Source organism: Sphingomonas sp. (assembly GCF_036387595.1).
In the GTDB taxonomy this organism is placed as follows: domain Bacteria; phylum Pseudomonadota; class Alphaproteobacteria; order Sphingomonadales; family Sphingomonadaceae; genus Sphingomonas.
This window is the reverse complement of sequence record NZ_DASVTL010000081.1, coordinates 1-17076: the sequence shown is the minus strand read 5'-3', so window position 1 is coordinate 17076 and position 17076 is coordinate 1. Positions and strand designations below refer to the sequence as shown.

General features: G+C 67.6%; 20 protein-coding genes. 9 read left to right on the top strand and 11 right to left on the bottom strand.

Annotated elements, in window-relative coordinates:
• Positions 1 to 5: 5 nt before the first annotated feature.
• From VF643_RS08655 to VF643_RS08640, 4 genes are all read left to right on the top strand, one after another.
• On the top strand, positions 6 to 530 hold the full coding sequence (locus tag VF643_RS08655; protein WP_331042984.1) for an LptA/OstA family protein: 525 nt from the start codon (positions 6 to 8) through the stop codon (positions 528 to 530).
• A 116-nt stretch (positions 531 to 646) separates the two neighbouring features.
• Positions 647 to 1414, top strand: coding sequence for an LPS export ABC transporter ATP-binding protein (gene lptB / locus VF643_RS08650; protein WP_331042983.1), 768 nt, complete (start codon positions 647 to 649; stop codon positions 1412 to 1414).
• A 160-nt stretch (positions 1415 to 1574) separates the two neighbouring features.
• Positions 1575 to 3062 (top strand): RNA polymerase factor sigma-54, encoded by a 1488-nt coding sequence (gene rpoN, locus VF643_RS08645; RefSeq protein ID WP_331042982.1) that lies wholly within the window; start codon positions 1575 to 1577, stop codon positions 3060 to 3062.
• 298 nt (positions 3063 to 3360) lie between these two features.
• Positions 3361 to 3750: a hypothetical protein gene (locus tag VF643_RS08640; RefSeq protein ID WP_331042981.1), complete on the top strand. Its 390-nt coding sequence runs from the start codon at positions 3361 to 3363 to the stop codon at positions 3748 to 3750.
• A 66-nt stretch (positions 3751 to 3816) separates the two neighbouring features.
• Here the strand turns inward: VF643_RS08640 and VF643_RS08635 are convergent, their stop codons facing one another.
• Genes VF643_RS08635 through VF643_RS08625 form a run of 3 tightly spaced genes read right to left on the bottom strand, consistent with a single transcriptional unit; the run spans position 3817 to position 6114 of the window.
• Entirely contained in the window at positions 3817 to 4575 is a 759-nt protein-coding gene (locus tag VF643_RS08635) for a sulfite exporter TauE/SafE family protein (protein ID WP_331042980.1), read from the bottom strand.
• Positions 4568 to 5803, bottom strand: a complete 1236-nt coding sequence (rlmN, locus tag VF643_RS08630) for a 23S rRNA (adenine(2503)-C(2))-methyltransferase RlmN (protein ID WP_331042979.1) — start codon at positions 5801 to 5803, stop codon at positions 4568 to 4570. Before rlmN ends, VF643_RS08635 begins: the two co-directional genes overlap by 8 nt.
• 17 nt (positions 5804 to 5820) lie before the next feature.
• Positions 5821 to 6114 carry a DUF1244 domain-containing protein gene (locus VF643_RS08625; protein WP_331042978.1) on the bottom strand — a complete coding sequence of 98 codons (294 nt, stop codon included), beginning with the start codon at positions 6112 to 6114 and terminating at the stop codon, positions 5821 to 5823.
• A gap of 82 nt (positions 6115 to 6196) precedes the next feature.
• Here VF643_RS08625 and pyk point away from each other — a divergent pair, with 82 nt between their 5' ends.
• Complete coding sequence (pyk, locus tag VF643_RS08620) at positions 6197 to 7666, top strand: pyruvate kinase (protein ID WP_331042977.1); 1470 nt, start codon at positions 6197 to 6199, stop codon at positions 7664 to 7666.
• On the opposite strand, the gene VF643_RS08615 is transcribed toward pyk, so the two are convergent.
• Genes VF643_RS08615 through ykgO form a run of 4 tightly spaced genes read right to left on the bottom strand, consistent with a single transcriptional unit; the run spans position 7642 to position 9133 of the window.
• The gene (locus VF643_RS08615; RefSeq protein WP_331042976.1) at positions 7642 to 8034 is read right to left on the bottom strand and encodes a type II toxin-antitoxin system VapC family toxin; all 393 of its coding nucleotides are present in this window, start codon (positions 8032 to 8034) and stop codon (positions 7642 to 7644) included. The genes pyk and VF643_RS08615 overlap by 25 nt on opposite strands.
• A complete protein-coding gene (locus VF643_RS08610; RefSeq protein ID WP_331042975.1) occupies positions 8031 to 8345 on the bottom strand; it encodes a type II toxin-antitoxin system prevent-host-death family antitoxin in 315 nt (104 codons plus the stop codon). Before VF643_RS08610 ends, VF643_RS08615 begins: the two co-directional genes overlap by 4 nt.
• 45 nt (positions 8346 to 8390) lie before the next feature.
• The gene (locus tag VF643_RS08605) at positions 8391 to 9011 is read right to left on the bottom strand and encodes an HAD-IA family hydrolase (protein WP_331042999.1); all 621 of its coding nucleotides are present in this window, start codon (positions 9009 to 9011) and stop codon (positions 8391 to 8393) included.
• Complete coding sequence (ykgO, locus tag VF643_RS08600) at positions 9008 to 9133, bottom strand: type B 50S ribosomal protein L36 (protein WP_003046794.1); 126 nt, start codon at positions 9131 to 9133, stop codon at positions 9008 to 9010. Before ykgO ends, VF643_RS08605 begins: the two co-directional genes overlap by 4 nt.
• 172 nt (positions 9134 to 9305) lie before the next feature.
• Between ykgO and VF643_RS08595 the strand changes: the two genes are divergently transcribed.
• The 4 genes from VF643_RS08595 to gpmA are packed head-to-tail and all read left to right on the top strand — an operon-like array spanning position 9306 to position 12199.
• Complete coding sequence (locus VF643_RS08595; RefSeq protein ID WP_331042974.1) at positions 9306 to 9932, top strand: DUF4136 domain-containing protein; 627 nt, start codon at positions 9306 to 9308, stop codon at positions 9930 to 9932.
• Positions 9929 to 11044 carry a M14 family metallopeptidase gene (locus VF643_RS08590; protein ID WP_331042973.1) on the top strand — a complete coding sequence of 372 codons (1116 nt, stop codon included), beginning with the start codon at positions 9929 to 9931 and terminating at the stop codon, positions 11042 to 11044. Before VF643_RS08595 ends, VF643_RS08590 begins: the two co-directional genes overlap by 4 nt.
• Complete coding sequence (locus VF643_RS08585) at positions 11041 to 11502, top strand: GNAT family N-acetyltransferase (protein WP_331042972.1); 462 nt, start codon at positions 11041 to 11043, stop codon at positions 11500 to 11502. Before VF643_RS08590 ends, VF643_RS08585 begins: the two co-directional genes overlap by 4 nt.
• A gap of 10 nt (positions 11503 to 11512) precedes the next feature.
• Positions 11513 to 12199 carry a 2,3-diphosphoglycerate-dependent phosphoglycerate mutase gene (gene gpmA, locus VF643_RS08580; protein WP_331042971.1) on the top strand — a complete coding sequence of 229 codons (687 nt, stop codon included), beginning with the start codon at positions 11513 to 11515 and terminating at the stop codon, positions 12197 to 12199.
• Here gpmA and cobA read toward each other — a convergent pair.
• The 4 genes from cobA to VF643_RS08560 form a co-directional block, all read right to left on the bottom strand.
• Positions 12105 to 12947, bottom strand: coding sequence for a uroporphyrinogen-III C-methyltransferase (cobA, locus tag VF643_RS08575; protein WP_331042970.1), 843 nt, complete (start codon positions 12945 to 12947; stop codon positions 12105 to 12107). The genes gpmA and cobA overlap by 95 nt on opposite strands.
• Positions 12937 to 15543, bottom strand: coding sequence for a molybdopterin-dependent oxidoreductase (locus VF643_RS08570; RefSeq protein ID WP_331042969.1), 2607 nt, complete (start codon positions 15541 to 15543; stop codon positions 12937 to 12939). Before VF643_RS08570 ends, cobA begins: the two co-directional genes overlap by 11 nt.
• Before the next feature lie 136 nt (positions 15544 to 15679).
• A complete protein-coding gene (nirD, locus tag VF643_RS08565; protein WP_331042968.1) occupies positions 15680 to 16018 on the bottom strand; it encodes a nitrite reductase small subunit NirD in 339 nt (112 codons plus the stop codon).
• The coding region (locus tag VF643_RS08560; RefSeq protein ID WP_331042967.1) for a (2Fe-2S)-binding protein at positions 16015 to 17076 on the bottom strand (1062 nt) is incomplete at its 5' end. The genes nirD and VF643_RS08560, both read right to left, overlap by 4 nt.

Here is a 17076-nt window from a genome sequence, read left to right as displayed (position 1 = left end):
GCACCATGCGTTTGCCGACCGCCCTGCTGATGCTGCTCGCCGTCCCCGCGGCGGCACAGACGCGTCACAATTCGGAGGCGCCGATCAATTTCGGCGCGGACCATATCGAGTTGCAGGACAGGGCGAATCGCGCCGTGCTGGCGGGGAACGTCTCGGTCAAGCAAGCCGAGATGACGCTGAATGCGGCGCGGATGACGGTGGCCTATACGGGGCAGGTCGTCGGCGGCAGCCCGCAGGTGTCGCGGCTGGACGCGTCGGGCGGCGTCACCGTGATCCGGCCGGACCAGACCGCACGCAGCCAATATGGCATCTACGATCTCAACCGCCGCGTCATCACGATGCTGGGCGCGGTGTCGCTGACGCAAGGCGGCAACACCGTCAACGGCGGGCGGCTGACGATCAACCTGGATACCGGGCGCGCGGTGATCGACGGATCGTCGGTGGGCAGCGGCGGTGCGGCGTCGGGCGGCGCGGTGCAGGCGCGCGGCGGCCGGGTGACGGGCACGTTTTCGGTGCCCAAGCGCAACTGAGCGTACTTCGCGGGGGCGCCGTTCGTCGCATGCATGTTTCCTGCCAACCGCCGATCCGTTAGGGTTTGCGCAATCAGGATTTGCGAGGCCGACGTGCGATGGATGCCGAGACGATAATGACGCCCGAGTCCTTTGCCGAACCGGTCGTCGAACCGCCGGTCGCGCATGGGTTGCAGGTCGTGTCGATCGCCAAATCCTATGACAAGCGCGTGGTGCTGACCGACGTATCGGTATCGGTGGGGCGGGGCGAAGTCGTCGGGCTGCTGGGGCCGAACGGCGCGGGCAAGACGACGTGCTTCTATTCGGTGATGGGGCTGGTGAAGCCCGATTCGGGGCGAATCCTGCTCGACGGCGACGATATCACCGGGCTGCCGATGTACCGGCGCGCGATCCTCGGCCTCGGCTATCTGCCGCAGGAGACGAGCATCTTTCGCGGGCTGACGATCGAGAAGAACATTTCGACCGTGCTGGAACTGTCCGAGCCGGACAAGGCGGCGCGGGCGGCGAAGCTGGAGCGGCTGCTCGACGAATTCGGGCTGACGCGGCTGCGGACCAGCCCGGCGATGGCGCTGTCGGGCGGCGAGCGGCGGCGCGCGGAAATCGCGCGGGCGCTGGCGGCGGACCCGTCGATCATGCTGCTCGACGAACCGTTCGCGGGGATCGACCCGATCTCGATCGCCGACATCCGCGATCTGGTGAAGGACTTGAAGCGCCGCGACATCGGCGTGCTCATCACCGATCACAATGTCCGCGAGACGCTGGACATCGTCGACCGCGCGTACATCATCTACGACGGGCGGGTGCTGTTTTCGGGAAGCCCGGCGGAGCTGGTCGCGGACGCCAACGTGCGGCGGCTGTATCTGGGCGAGGGGTTTTCGCTTTAGCGATGGCGAACGCAGCCTTCTTGATCCTCCCCGGCACGGGGAGGGGGACCAGCCGCAGGCTGGTGGAGGGGGTTCTCCGCAAGCCACGTCGCACGTTGCCCACCCCCTCCACCACCGCTGCGCGGCGGTCCCCCTCCCCGTGCCGGGGAGGAATTCAGGCATGAGCCTCGCGCCCCGCCTGGACCTTCGCCAGTCGCAGTCGCTGGTGATGACGCCGCAATTGCAGCAGGCGATCAAGCTGCTGGCGCTGTCGAATCTGGAGATCGAGGGGTTCATCGCCGAGGAGGTTGAGCGCAATCCGTTGCTGGAGGCCGGCGTCGAGGGGTCCGCGCCGCCCGCTTCCGAAGCGCCGGAGGAACGGGCGAGCGCGGACACGCTCATAAGCGGGGCGGGGGGAAGCGATTCCGCCGAGCCCGCGATGGACGTGGATTATGCGACCGAGAGCCACCAGCAGGACAGCGTCGCTGATGGCGGCGCCGGGCTGGACGGTGCGCTGGGGCTGACCGGGGGATCGGCGGGCGGTGGTGCGCTGGGCGAGGATGCGCCGGGGATCGACGATTTCGCCGCGGCGGGCACTAACCTGGCCGATCATCTAATGGCGCAGGCGGGAACCGCGTTCGCGGCCGATGACCTGGGGCTGGCCGCGCATCTGATCGACCAGATCGACGAGGCCGGGTATCTGACGGTCGGTCTGCTGGAGGTCGCGACGCGATTGGGCGTGCCGCTGGCGCGGGTCGAGGCGGCGCTGGCGATCATTCAGACCTTCGACCCCACCGGGGTGGGCGCGCGCGATCTGTCCGAATGTCTTGCGCTCCAGGCCAAGGAGGCGGATCGATATGACCCGTGCATGGTCAAGCTGATCGCCAACCTCGATTTGGTGGCGCGCGGTGAACTCGCGCGGTTGAAGCGGCTGTGCCACGTCGACGACGAGGACTTGGCCGACATGATCCGCGAGCTGCGCGGCTACGACCCGAAGCCCGGCTGCCGCTATGGCGGAGAGGCGGTGCAGACGGTGGTGCCCGACCTGTTCGTCGCGCGCACCAAGACCGGGTGGGCGATCGAGATCAACGCCGCGACGCTGCCGCGGGTGCTGGTCAACCGCAGTTATTATCACGAACTGTCGGCGGGGCCGCAGGACAAGGCGTCCAAGGCATGGCTGAGCGACTGTCTCGCCAGCGCCAACTGGCTGGTCAAGGCGCTCGACCAGCGCCAGCGCACGATCATCAAGGTCGCGACCGAGATCGTGAAGCAGCAGGAGCAGTTCTTCCTCCACGGCGTCTCCGCGCTCCGCCCGCTGACGCTGGCCCGCGTCGCCGAGGCGATCGAGATGCACGAATCGACGGTCAGCCGGGTGACGAGCAACAAATATCTGAACTGCGCGCGCGGGGTGTTCGAACTGAAATATTTCTTCACCTCCGCGATTCAGGCGGCGGACGGCGGCGATGCAGTGTCGGCGCTGGCGGTGAAGAATGCGATCCGCGCGCTGATCGCGGGCGAGGGGGCGAAAATCCTTTCGGACGATACTTTGGTCGAATTGCTCAATGCCAAGGGCTTCGACATCGCGCGGCGGACGGTGGCGAAATACCGCGAGGCGCTGGGGATCGGGAGTTCGGTGCAGCGGCGAAGGGCGCGGGTGTTGGAGGGGTAGGATGCTTCGTCGGCTGACGCCCATTAGCGGACCTCCGGCCCTGTGCTAAGCTCGACGGATGGAGCAGGTCTACTACGCTTTGACCCACACCCTAATCCCTTGGGTCGAAGATCGTTTTGGCAGGGTGGCGGCTTGGATCGCCGCGGCCGCTCTGATTACGCTGCCCATCGCCGGGGTAGTCGCCGCTGTCCTATGGATGACATGTGGGTGACCCAAGATCGTCTGCCGGTCGGCAAACGCCCGCTTGCAGGCATCGGACCTCCTCTCTAAGCGCGACCTTTAGTTTGGAGCCCATAATATGGGGAACCTTGATTGGCTCGACAATAACCTCGACAGTGGTGAGCATGATTTGTACACCTTCGAGGTGGCCCGCCACTACGCTAACTTTCTAAAGCCTTGGTCCGCCACCGAGACGCGGGCGGTGCAGGTATTAAGTGGCAAGTCTGAAGCGGCGGGCAGAGAGTATTCGCTGGATCTACTCAGACGTTATGATTCTGGTCAGAGCGCAGAAATGGGTGCGCGTCGGTCAATCTTTGCTCAAGCAACCTTCGTAAACGAGAAGGTCGACTGGGCGTTTGCGAGCGGTAGCATGGAGGCGGGCCTGCAAGCAGGGTTGACCCAAGCAGCCGCCGAAGCTCCATTCCTGAGACTGAAACCGACAGATGGCGACGATCCTGCGACGGACTGATAATCACTTCGCTGCGGCAGCTAGGTCTGTTGTCCACCAAACATGGACGTAACGCAAGCCTCTTCCTCAGCCATAAGCCCGCCAGAAGAACACCGCCGTCGTCGCTGCGGTGACGAAAATCGTCCAGGCGCGCACCGCTCCCGCAGGCAACCGCTTGCCGAGGTGGGCGCCGAGCCAACCGCCAAGGAGGCCACCCGCCAGCATCGGCAGGCAGGCGTCCCAGCGGACGAGGCCGGTCAGCGTGAATACGATCGCGGCGGCGAGATTGGCGACCGCCAGCATCAGCGTGCGCGGTGCGAACATCGAGCGCGGGGTCTCGCCCGCCAGCAGGCCGTAGGTCGCGGTCGTCATGATCCCGACACCGCCGCCGAAATAGCCGCCGTAGGTGCCGAGCATGGCCTGCGCCACGAACAGCGTGCGGCGGCCGATCGAGACGCGTTCGCTCAGCCGTGCAGCGGCGCTCTTGCCGAAGACGATCGCGAGGAAGGCGATCAGCAGCAGCCAGGGCACGATCAGGTCGAAGGCCTGCGGCGGGGTGGCGACCAGCAGCGCGCTGCCCGCCAGCCCCCCGGCAAAGGTGATCGCGGCGAGCGCGCGGACCGAGGCGCCGCCGACCGGCTGCAACTCGTCGCGAAACGTCCACGCGCTGGCGGCGGCGCCGGGCATCAGCGCGAGGTTGGACGTGGCGTTGGCGATGTTGGCGGGCGTGCCGATCGCGAGCAGCGCGGGCATCGTCGCGAACGTCCCGCCGCCCGCCAGCGCATTCATCGCGCCGCCGACGATCCCGGCGGCGGCGGCCAACGCCGCGGTGGTCAGGTCAAGCAAGTGCGGTAAGCTGCTCGGCGGCTTCGCGGTCCACCTGCGCGCGCGATTTCTTCTCGGCGGCGGTGCGCAACTGGCCGCACGCCGCGTCGATGTCGCGGCCGCGGGGGGTGCGGACGGGGGCGGAGATGCCTGCGCCGAAGACGATATCGGAAAAGGCGCGGATGCGTTCCGGCGTCGAGCATTCGTAATCGGCGCCGGGCCAGGGATTGAACGGGATCAGGTTCACCTTGGCGGGCAGATCGTAATGGCGCAGCAGGCGGACGAGTTCGCGCGCGTCGGCGTCGCTGTCGTTCTTGTCCTTGAGCATGACATATTCGAAGGTGATGCGCCGCGCATTGTTGGCGCCGGGGTAATCGGCGCACGCCTGGAGCAGTTCCTCGATCCCGTATTTGCGGTTGAGCGGCACGATCTCGTCGCGCACGACCTTTGTCACCGCATGCAGCGACACCGCGAGGTTGACGCCGATCTCGGCGCCCGCGCGCGCCATCATCGGCACGACGCCGCTGGTGCTGAGCGTGATCCGCCGGCGGCTGAGGCCGAGGCCGTCGCCGTCCATGACCAGCTTCAGCGCATCGCGCACCGCATCGAAATTATACAGCGGCTCGCCCATCCCCATCATCACGATGTTGGTGAGCATCCGCCCGTCGGGCTGGGACGGCCACTCGCCGAGCGAATCGCGTGCGAGCATGACCTGGCCGACGATCTCGCCCGCGGTCAGATTGCGGACGAGGCGCATCGTGCCGGTATGGCAGAAGGTGCAGTTGAGCGTACAGCCCACCTGGCTGGAGACGCACAACGTGCCCCGGTCCGCGTCGGGGATGAAGACCATCTCGTAATCCTGCGCGTCGGGCGAACGCAGCAGCCATTTGCGGGTGCCGTCGCTCGACACCTGCGCCTCGACGACCTCGGGACGACCGACGACGAATCGCTCCGTCATCCAGGGATGCTGCGCGCGCGCGATGTCGGTCATCGCCGAAAATTCGGTGGCACCGCGGTTGTAGATCCAATGCCAGATCTGCTTGGCGCGCAGCTTGGCCTGTTTCGCGTCCAGGCCGGCATCGGCGAGCGTGGCGCGCAGCTGGTCCTTGGACAGGCCGATCAGGTCGATGCGGCCGTCGGCGCGCAAGGTCGGCGCGCGCGGCACGGGCACGGGGTCGATGTGCCCCGGGATGGTCATCGCGGTGATCTGCATTGGCTGCACATAGGGGAAATCGGCCGATTTTGCCATCCCCCCGGACGCGAGCGTCAGCGCGTGTTCTTCGCCACGCTGTCCGCCATGCGCGCCAGCTGCTCGGGGCTGGCGGGTCGCTGGTGCTCCGCCTTCCACCGATCATAGGGCATGCCGTAGATCGCTTCGCGCGCGACGTCCTTGTCGAGCGCGCCCGCCTCGGCTGTCCAGTCCGACAGGCAATTGCGGCAGAATCCCGCCAGTCCCATCAGATCGACATTCTGGGCATCGTCGCGGTGGCGCAAATGGCGCACCAGCCGCCGGAATGCGGCGGCGGCGGTGGCGTCGTCGATGGTGTCGATCGGGTCCATTTGTATGCCTTGTGGTTGATCGGTGGCAGATAGGCTCTACACGAACGCGGGCAATGATCGTTAACGGAACCGGGAACCAGCGATGACCAAGGCTATCGGCCCGCGAGCGCGCAAGGTCCGCGTGCTCGCCACGCTCGGCCCCGCGAGCAACACGCCCGAGATGATCGCGACGCTGTTCCGTGCAGGCGCCGACGCCTTTCGGATCAACATGAGCCACGGCGATCAGGCATCCAAGATCGCGGTGATCCAGGCGATCCGCGCGCTGGAGAAGAAGTTCGGCCGCCCGTCCACCATCCTGGCGGACCTGCAAGGCCCCAAGCTGCGCGTCGGCAAATTCGCGGGCGGCAAGACCGAACTGGTCACCGGTAGCACCTTCGTGCTGGACCGCTCCCCCGAGCCGGGCGACGCGACGCGGGTGGAGCTGCCGCACAAGGAAATCTTCGCCGCGATCGAACCGGGCGCGCGGCTGTTGCTCGACGACGGCAAGCTCGTGCTGCGGGTCCAGGATCACGGCCTCGAGCGGATCGAGACGATCGTCGAGGTGGGCGGCGCGCTGTCCAACAGCAAGGGGCTGAACGTCCCCGACGTCGTCCTGCCGATGGCGGCGCTGACCCCCAAGGACATCAGCGACCTGGCCTTCGCGGTCGAGCAGGGGGTGGACTGGATCGCGCTCAGCTTCGTCCAGCGGCCTGAGGATCTGGCGGAGGCGCGCAAGCTGATCGGCGGCAAGGCCGCGCTCCTCGCCAAGATCGAGAAGCCCGCGGCGATCGACCGGCTGGAGGAGATCGTCGAGGCGTGCGACGGCGTGATGGTGGCGCGCGGCGACCTGGGCGTCGAGATGCCGCCGCAGGCGGTGCCGCCCTTGCAGAAGCGCATCGTCGAGGTCTCCCGGCGGCTCGGGCGGCCCGTGGTCGTGGCGACGCAGATGCTGGAATCGATGATCGTGTCGCCTTCGCCCACCCGCGCCGAAGTGTCCGACGTGGCGACCGCGATCTACGACGGGGCGGACGCGATCATGCTGTCGGCGGAAAGCGCAGCGGGCCAGTGGCCGGTCGAATCGGTGGCGATGATGAACGCCATCGGCATCTCGGTCGAAGGTGACCCGATGCACGGCGACCGCGTACATTTCACGGTGATGAAGCCCGATCCGACGACCGGCGACGCGATCTGCGAGGCGGCCAAGAACATCGCCCGCACGGTATCGGCGGTGGCGATCATCTGCTTCACCTCGTCCGGATCGACCGCGCGCCGGATCGCGCGTGAGCGGCCCGGCGTGCCGATCCTGGTGCTGACGCCCAGGCTGGAGACGGCCCGGCGGCTGGGGCTGCTTTGGGGCACGCATGCGGTCCATACCAAGGACGTGGCGTCGTTCGAGGACATGGTCGCCAAGTCCAAGCGCATGGCCTTGCGCCACGGCCTGGCGCGTGCCGGCGACGTGGTGGTCGTGATGGCGGGGGTGCCGTTCAAGACGCCCGGATCGACCAACGTCGTCCATGTCGTGCGGATCGTCGGCGACGAGTTGAAGGGCTATACCGACAGCGCCAGCGGGTGATCGCGCAGCTTTTCGTCACGCGTTAAGAGGCGGCCTCCGATACGGCCGGCATGCACCAACAGCATTTCGTCGAACGGATCGCGGTGATCGATCGGCGGCGAGAGCGCGAAGATGCTGTCTTCGCCTAGCAGCGGAACCAGCTGAAAACTGTTGGCCCGGATGAAAGACAGGGCTGCGGCGGGGTCGAGGGTTCCCTTGCGCCTGCCGTGGCGATCACGCGTCTGCCACTTGATCCGAATTTCCCAGAGCGACACAGCGGAAACATGGACGGACGACGCATCGCTGATGGCAAGCCGTTCTGATTGCGTCATCATCGCGGTGTTGTTGGCGAACCAGATCACATAATGCGTATCGAGCAGCAGCCTCATCGGGCGGCAGTGTCGGGTTCGTCATCGAAATATTCGGGACCGAACAACTCGCGGGTCCACGCCGGATCGTCGAACTCCTGACGCCAGGCTTCGTCGAGGGGCGGCCCGTCATATTTGTCGAGGCCAAGCTCGCGACGCGTGCGCTCGACCCGGGTCCAGAAGTCTTCTTCCGGCTCGGCGACGGGCGGAGACGGTGGCCCCAGTTCGGCCACCGCCTTGCCGTTCTTGGTGATCGTCACGCGCTCGCCGCGTTCGGCGGCGGATAGGGCATGCGCGAATCGCGCGCGGGCTTCGCGAACCGACATTTCCATCGTGAGTCTCCGTCTTGTGTACACTTTGTACACGCATGCGGGGAATCAGTCTAGCAGTCTCAGCGCGACCAGTTCTCGTCGGAACGTCGGCGCGTCCGTGAAGTGCAGCGCGGCCATGCCGACCGCTGCCGCGCCGGCGACATTGGCTTCGTTGTCGTCGACGAACACCGCTTTGGCCGGGTCCAGGCCAAAGCGGGCAAGCGCGAGGTGGTAGATCGCGGCGTCCGGCTTCACCAGTCTCTCGGCACCCGACACGACGACGTCGCGAAAGCGGTCGAACAGCGCCGATTCGCGGGCGCGAAAAGGTGGCCAGAATTCGTGGCTGAAATTGGTGATCGCGAACAGGGGCACGCCGCGCCCGTCGAGTTCCTCCACGATGGCGTGCATGCCCGGTACGGGATCGCCGATGCTCTCGATGAAGCGCGGTCCCCAGGCGGCGATGAGGTCGGCATGATGCGGGTAACGCGCGGCCAGTTCGGCCGAGGTGTCGGCGAAGTCGCGGCCGGCGTCGTGCTGGAAATGCCAGTCATAGGTGACGACATCGCGCAGGAACGCATCGAGCGCCTCACCCTGCGGGATGAGACGCTCGTAGAGGAACCGGGGGTTCCAATCGTAGAGAACGCGGCCGACGTCGAAGATGACGGCCGTCGGGTTGGCGGTACTCAGCCCTGGCGTGCCTTGAACCGGCGATTCGTCTTGTTGATGACGTAGGTCCGGCCGCGGCGACGGATCACGCGGTTGTCGCGGTGGCGATCCTTGAGCGACTTCAGGGAATTGCGGATCTTCATGGCATTCGCTTTTCTTGGCAGGACGGACCATCTTTGCAGCAATGGCGCCGTCGAAAGGACGCGCCCGCCTATCGGCGGCCCCCCGCCAAGTCAACCCGCCGCTGCCGCCAGATGAACCTCGCCGGGGCTTGCGGCGTTACCCTGGCGGAACAATCGTGGGTGGAGCACAAGTATGCGTAAATGGTCTGTAGCAGGTTCGACGGTTGTCGCGCTCGGCGCGATGGGGCTTGCCGGATGCGCCACCACCGCGCCGCTGCCGCCGACCGAGGTGATCCGCTATCACCTCGGCGAACCGATCGACCGCGGCGCCATATCGGTCGAGCCGCTGACCGGTGGCGGCGCGCCGGCTAGCCTGGAGTTTGAGACCTATGCCGCCGCGGTTCGGAGCGAATTGGCGCGAAACGGCTATGCGCCCGCGGCGCCTGGTGCGCGGCCGCTGTTCGTGGCGGTCGTATCCTATGCGCGGTCCAACCGCGTCGGCCCGCCGCGGCGCTCGCCGATCTCGATCGGCCTGGGTGGCGGTGGGTTCAGTGGCGGGCGTGGCGGCGGCGGCGTGGGGCTGGGCGGCGGTGTCGGCTTTCCGATCGGCGGCGGCGGCAACAGCGCGCTCGTCGTCACCGAATTGTCGGTGACGATCAAGCGCCGGGTCGATCAATCGCCGGTCTGGGAAGGCCGTGCGCAGACGGCGGCCGATGCACGCGCCGCCGGCTCGGATGCCGCGACCCAGGCGGCCAAGCTGGCATCCGCGCTCTTCATGGGCTTCCCCGGCGAGTCGGGGCGCACTATCGAGGTCAGATGACCGAACAGCCGATCAGCATCAATTCTGCCTTCGACGGCGGCAATATTCGCGTTGCCGGGATCGACGGGGACACCGTCGATCTGGAGATCGTCGCCGATCACTTGTCGGATTTCTACCAATGGTTCTCGTTCCGGGTGGCGGGTGCGCGAGGGCGGCGGCTTCGGCTGCGCATCGTCAACGCCGGGGGCGCGGCCTATCCGTTCGGCTGGCCGGGCTACAAGGTCCGCGCCTCGACCGACCGGGTGGCGTGGCGGATGGTCGATACGGCTTATGCCGACGGTGTGCTCGAATGGGTTTGGGAAGGCGAGGCCGACGTCGCCTGGTTCGCCTATTTCGCGCCCTATACGATGGAGATGCACCACGATCTGGTCGCGCGCATCGCCGCGACCGGCGCGCATCACCGCCAGCTGGGCACGACGCTGGACGGGCAGGCGATCGACTATTTCCGTTTCGGCACGGGCGCCAAGCCCGTGTGGCTGTATGCGCGCCAGCATCCCGGCGAGTCGATGACCGAATATTGGATGGAAGGCGCGCTCGACTGGCTGACGAGCAAAGCGGCGGCGCCGCTGCTCGCCGCCGCGACGGTGCACGTCGTCCCCAACATGAACCCCGACGGCACCCGGCGCGGGCATCTGCGCACCAATGCCGCCGGCGTGAACCTCAATCGCGAATGGCATGCGCCGACGCCTGAGCGCAGCCCAGAAGTGTCGTGCGTGCTGCGCGAGATGGACCGCACCGGGGTCGCGTTTGCGCTCGACGTCCACGGCGACGAGGCGATCCCCGCCAATTTCATCGCCGGCTATGAAGGCATCCCGAACTGGACCGACGATCACGGCGCCAAATTCTACGATTTCGGGCAGCGGCTGGCGGCGCACACCGCCGATTTCCAGACTGAGAAAGGCTACCCCAAATCGGCGCCGGGGACCGCCAATCTGTCGATGTCGACCAACCAGTTGGCGCACCGCTTTGGGGCGGTGTCGGTGACGCTGGAGATGCCGTTCAAGGATCATGATGCCAATCCCGACGCCGAGTTCGGCTGGAGTCCGGAGCGGTCGAAACGGCTTGGCGTCTCGTGCCTGGAAGTGCTGGCGGGGATGATCGACACGATATGATCGAAGTGCGCGTCGACGACCCCGCTTCGCCCGCCGTAGCGGCGATGATCGCGCGGCATTTCGCGGATGCCCACGCGAACTCGCCCCCAGGCTTTCGCTTCGTGCTCGGTCCCGAAAAGCTCGCCCAGCCCGACGTCACCTTCTTCAGCGCGTGGGACGGCGATGCGCTCGCGGGCATGGGCGCAATCAAGGACTCGGGGTGCGGCAATGCCGAAGTGAAGTCGATGCGCACCGAGCCCGCACACCGGCGCAAGGGCGTGGGCGCGGCCGTGCTCGCGCGCATCGTCGCAGGCGCACGTGAGGCAGGACTCACGCGGCTGAGCCTGGAAACGGGGACGGGCGAGGATTTCGCCCCCGCTCGTGCGCTGTACCTGCGCGCCGGATTCGTCGATTGCGCGGCCTTCGCCGACTATCCGGCGGACAGCCCGCATAATTGCTACATGACGCTCGAACTTTGAAGGAGGCACGATGCCGCAACTCGTCCTGATCCGCCACGGCCAGTCTGCCTGGAATCTGGAAAACCGCTTCACCGGCTGGTGGGACGTCGATGTGACGGAGAAGGGCGTTGCGGAGGCACGCGCGGCGGGGGAATTGATGGCGAGCAAGGGTTTCGACTTCGACCTGACCTTCACCTCGCTCCAGACCCGCGCGATCAAGACGCTGAACCTCGCGCTGGAGGCGATGGGGCGGCTGTGGCTGCCGGTGGAGAAGGACTGGCGGCTGAACGAGCGGCATTATGGCGGGCTGACCGGGCTCGACAAGGCCGAAACCGCGGCGCGCCACGGCGAGGATCAGGTGAAGATCTGGCGGCGCAGCTTCGACGTGCCGCCGCCGGTCATGGCGGACGGCAGCGAATATGATCTGTCGCGGGACCGTCGCTATGCCGGCATCGCGATCCCGAAGACCGAGAGCCTGAAGGACACGATCGCGCGCGTATTGCCGTATTGGGACGCCCGCATCGCGCCCGCGCTGAAGGACGGCCAGCGGGTGCTGATCTCCGCCCACGGCAATTCGCTGCGCGCGCTGGTGAAGCATCTGTCGAACATCCCGGACGACGAAATCACCGGGCTGGAGATTCCGACGGGACAGCCGATCGTCTATGAACTGGACGACGCGCTGAACACGACGGATCGCTATTATCTGAGCGAGCGATAGAGGCTGCGGGGTACGGCGGCGCAGCGACCGCTTCGCCGATCAGCAGCAGTGCCGGGTCGGTCTCGCCGATCGTGGCGACCAGGAACGATAGCGCCGACAGCCGCCCGCGGATGATGCGTTCGCTGGGCAGCGACACGTTGACCGCGACCATCACCGGCGTGTCGGGCGCGCGGCCCGCGGCGATCAGTTCGCGCGCGACCTCTCCCGCGGCGGCGCGGCCCATATAGACCGCCAGCGTCGCATCGGCGGCGGCGAGCGCGGTCCAGTCGAGATCGAGCGGCTCGGCGGCGCGCGCATGCGCGGTCACGAAGGTCAGCTTGCGCGCCAGCCCGCGCAGCGTCAGCGAGGCACCACCCGCCGCCGCCGCGGCGCTGGCGGCGGTGATGCCCGGGCAGATGCGAACCGCGACGCCGGCTTGCGCCAGGTGGTCGATCTCCTCGGTCGACCGGCCGAAGATCGACGGATCGCCGCCCTTCAGCCGAACGACGCGCTTGCCCGCCAGCGCGGCGGCGGCGAGCAGGTCGTTGATCGAATCCTGATGTTTGGAATGGCGCCCGGACCGCTTGCCGACGCCGACCTGCTCCACGCCGGCCGGGATGAGCGCGAGGATGCCGGGGCCGACGAGCGCGTCGTGGAAGACGATGTCGGCGGCTGCGATCAGCCGTTCGGCCTTGCGCGTCAGCAGATCGGGGTCGCCCGGCCCTGCGCCGACCAGCCAGACGGTGCCGTGGGAAAAGTCATGCGGCATGGGTGGTTCCTTCGGTGGCGAGCAGGCGGGCGAGGGCGGGGCGGCACGATCCGCAATTGGTCCCCGCACCCAGCGCGGCGCCGATCGCGGCGACATCGGCGAGCCGCTGATCGGCGATGGCGGCGAGGATGGTCTTCAGCCCGATATCGAAGCACGCGCAGACGATCGGCCCATGGTCGACCTGCACACCGGGCGCCCGCCCGGCGAGCAGGGTGGGCGCGGCGACCGCTTCGGCGAGTTGCGCGACCAGCCAGTCGCGCTGCGGCACTATCCCGTCGCGCGTCACGAACAGCGCGGCGACCAGGCGCCCGCCGTCGAGGATTGCGACCCGGCGGGTGCCGCGCGCGGCGTCGATCGCCTCGATCCGCTGCCCGGCAGGCAGCAGGGTTTCGAGCGCGCGCGGATCGCCGTCACCCGCCAGTTCCCAGGCGGCGCCGCACGGCACCGCGATGCGCGTCGCCCACAGGCAGTTCGGGCGCGACGCCAATTCGCCCGCGGCGACCACGAAGCCGCGCCACGCGGATGCCACCGCGGTAATCCGCGCGGGCGTGGCCTTGAAGCCGGGCTGGCCCGAGATCGGGTCGGCGAGCGGGCGGGGAAGCAATCCGGTGCGCCCCCCGGCTGCGGTGCGGTCCGTCCAGTGGATCGGCACGAACAGCTCGCCCGGGCGCTGCGTCTCGACCACCTGCGCGCGGTACAGGCTATGCCCCTGCGGGGTCGCCACGCGGGCCAGCGCACCATCCGCAATGCCGAGCCGCGCGGCATCGTCGGGGTGGATTTCGACCAGCGGCTCTTCGCGGTGGCGGGCGAGTTTGGGCGACAGGCCGGTGCGCGTCATGCTGTGCCATTGATCGCGGTAGCGGCCGGTGTTGAGCGTCATCGGCCAATCGCCAAGCGGCGGCGCAAGCGGCTTCTGCGCCACGAGCACCAGCCGCGCACGCCCGTCCGGCGTCGAGAAGCGGCCATCCGCAAACGGCGTGCCGCCCCAGCGGAACGGCGCCATCGCGTCGTAAGCGGCGTTGCCCATCGCCGCCTGCCCCGGCAGCGCGAACACGCGCCCTGTATTTTGGGCGCCGTCATTCTCATAGACCGACAAGCGGCAATGCTCGCGCCAGATGTCGGCCGGGCGATCATAGGGAAAGGCGCTCTTCCACCCCATCCGCCGGGCGACCTGGGTGACGATCCACCAATCGGGTTTCGCCTCCCCAGGCAAGGGCATGAAGGCGCGCTGGCGGCTGATCGTGCGATCGGAATTGGTGACGGTGCCATCCTTTTCGCCCCACGCCGCAGCGGGCAGGCGGACGTGCGCGTGAACGGAGGTGTCGGTTTCGGCGATCACGTCGCTGACCACCACGAAGGGGCAGGCGGCCAGCGCCTCTCGCACGCGCGCTGCATCGGGCATCGAAACCGCGGGGTTGGTCGCCATGATCCACAGCGCCTTGATCCGGCCCTCACCCACTGCGCGAAACAGGTCCACCGCCTTCAGTCCCGGCCGCGCCGCGACCGCGGGTGCCGCCCAGAAGCGGCCGACACGCGCGACATTATCGGGCGCGAAGTCCATGTGCGCAGCCAGGCTGGAGGCCAGCCCGCCGACCTCGCGCCCGCCCATCGCATTGGGCTGGCCGGTGATCGAGAAGGGCGCGGCGCCGGGCTTGCTGATCCGGCCGGTCGCCAGGTGGACGTTGATGATGGCGTTGACCTGATCGGTGCCGGCGAGCGACTGGTTCACCCCCTGGCTGAACAGCGTCACCGTGCGCGGGGTCGCGGCGAACAGTTCGAAGAAGCGCCTGAGGTCTGATGGCGGCACATCGCATGTGCGCGCCACCGACCACAGGTCGCTTCCCTCTCCTACCTCGTTCCAGAAATCGTCCGGCGTCGCGACATGCGCGGCCAGATACGCCGCGTCGATCGCGCCCTTGTCACGGCACCAGGCGAGCAGCCCGTTCATCAGCGCGACGTCGCTGCCCGGGCGGATGGCCAGATGCAGGTCGGCTTCGTCGGCGGTCTCGGTGCGGCGCGGGTCGATCACCACCAGCTTCGTGCCCCGCGCTGCGCGCGCGGCCATGATCCGCTGATAGACGACCGGGTGGCACCAGGCGGTGTTCGATCCGACGAGCACGATCAGGTCGGCGGCGTCGACATCGTCATAGCTGGCGGGCACCACGTCTTCGCCGAATGCGCGGACATGGCCGGCGACCGCGCTGGCCATGCACAGCCGCGAATTGGTGTCGATGTTGGCCGATCCGATGAAGCCCTTCATCAGCTTGTTGGCGACGTAATAATCCTCGGTCAGCAACTGGCCGGAGACGTAGAAGGCGACGCTGTTCGGCCCGTGTTCGGCGATCGTTTCGCGAAACCGCCTGGCGACGAGATCGAGCGCCCTGTCCCAGCTTGCGGGCTTGCGGCCGATCATCGGGGTGAGCATTCTCCCATCAAGCGCTATCGTCTCGCCGAGATGCGTGCCCTTGGAGCACAGCGTGCCGTGGTTGGCGGGGTGGTCCGGATCGCCCGCGATGGTGGCGGTGCGCTCGCCCGTCGGCGTGGCGACGATGCCGCAGCCGACGCCGCAATAAGCGCAGGTGGTCTTTATCATCATTCCTCCCCGCTCGCGGGGAGGGGGACCAGCCGCAGGCTGGTGGAGGGGGTGTGCGGCAAGCGAGTCGCTCGTGGCGAGCCCCCTCCACCAGCTTCGCTGGTCCCCCTCCCCGTGCTGGGGAGGATTGCCGCGATTTTCACGCCGCCACCGCCAAGGTGCTCGCCCGGCAGATCAGCACACGGCCGCCCGTCACCTTCACCGGGATCACCGGCGTACAGCCCTTGTCGTCGCCCAGCGCCTGACCCGTCGCCAGCGCGATCCGCCAATTGTGCAAGGGGCAGGCGACCGCGCCGCCGTGGACGATGCCCTGGCTGAGGCGCCCCGCCTTGTGCGGGCAGCGATCGACCAGCGCGAAGACCTGATCCTCGCCGGTGCGGAACACCGCGATGTCGTCGCCGCCGGCGATCTGAACGGTGCGGCTGCCGCGCAGCGGGATTTCGGCGACCCAGCCGATGTCGAGCCAATCGCCGGTCATGCCATCTCCTCCCGAACGGGCGTGAAGCGCGCCATCGGCGCATGCTGTTCGCGGTCGGCCCCGTCGGCGCGCGCGGCCCAGGGATCGTCCTGCATGAAGGTCTGCGAATGGCGGAAGCGCTTGGCCATCGCGGCGCGCTCGTCTGGATCGTCGAGCAGCCGCGCCTGGATATGAGCCAGTCCCACGCGCTCGATCCACGGCGCGGTGCGCTCCAGATAGCGCGCCTCCTCGCGGTAAAGCTGGATGAAGGCGGCGCAATGCTCCATCGCCTCCTCCTCGGTCGCGACCTTGCAGAGCAGGTCGGTGACGCGGACCTTGATCCCGCCATTGCCGCCGACGTGAAGCTCGTAGCCTGAGTCCACGCAGACCACGCCGAAGTCCTTGATCGTCGACTCGGCGCAATTTCGCGGGCAGCCCGACACCGCCATCTTGAACTTGTGCGGCATGTTCGACCCCCAGCCCATTTTTTCGAGCTTGACCCCGAGGCCGGTCGAATCCTGCGTGCCGAAGCGGCACCAGTCGATGCCGACGCAGGTCTTCACGGTCCGCAGCGACTTGGCATAGGCATGGCCCGAGACCATGCCGGCGGCGCCGAGATCGGCCCAGACCGCGGGCAGGTCCTCCTTCTTGATGCCGAACATGTCGAGCCGCTGGCCACCGGTGACCTTGACCAGCGGCACCTCGAATTTATCGACGACGTCGGCGATCGCACGCAGTTCGCGCGACGTCGTCAGTCCTCCCCACATCCGCGGCACGACCGAAAACGTGCCGTCTTTCTGGATGTTACCGTGCGCGCGCTCGTTGATGTAGCGCGACTGCTTGTCGTCGACGTAGACGCCGGGCCACTCGCACAGCAGGTAATAGTTGAGCGCCGGGCGGCACGACGCGCAGCCGTTCGGCGTCGACCATTCGAGCGCCTGCATGACCGCCGGGATTTCCTTGAGCCCGTGCAGGCGGATCAGCTTGCGGACATCGTCGTGGGTCTGGTCGGTGCACCCGCACATCGGCTTGACGCCCTCGTGCTCGTAGCTGCCGCCGAGTTCGAGAACCAGCAACTG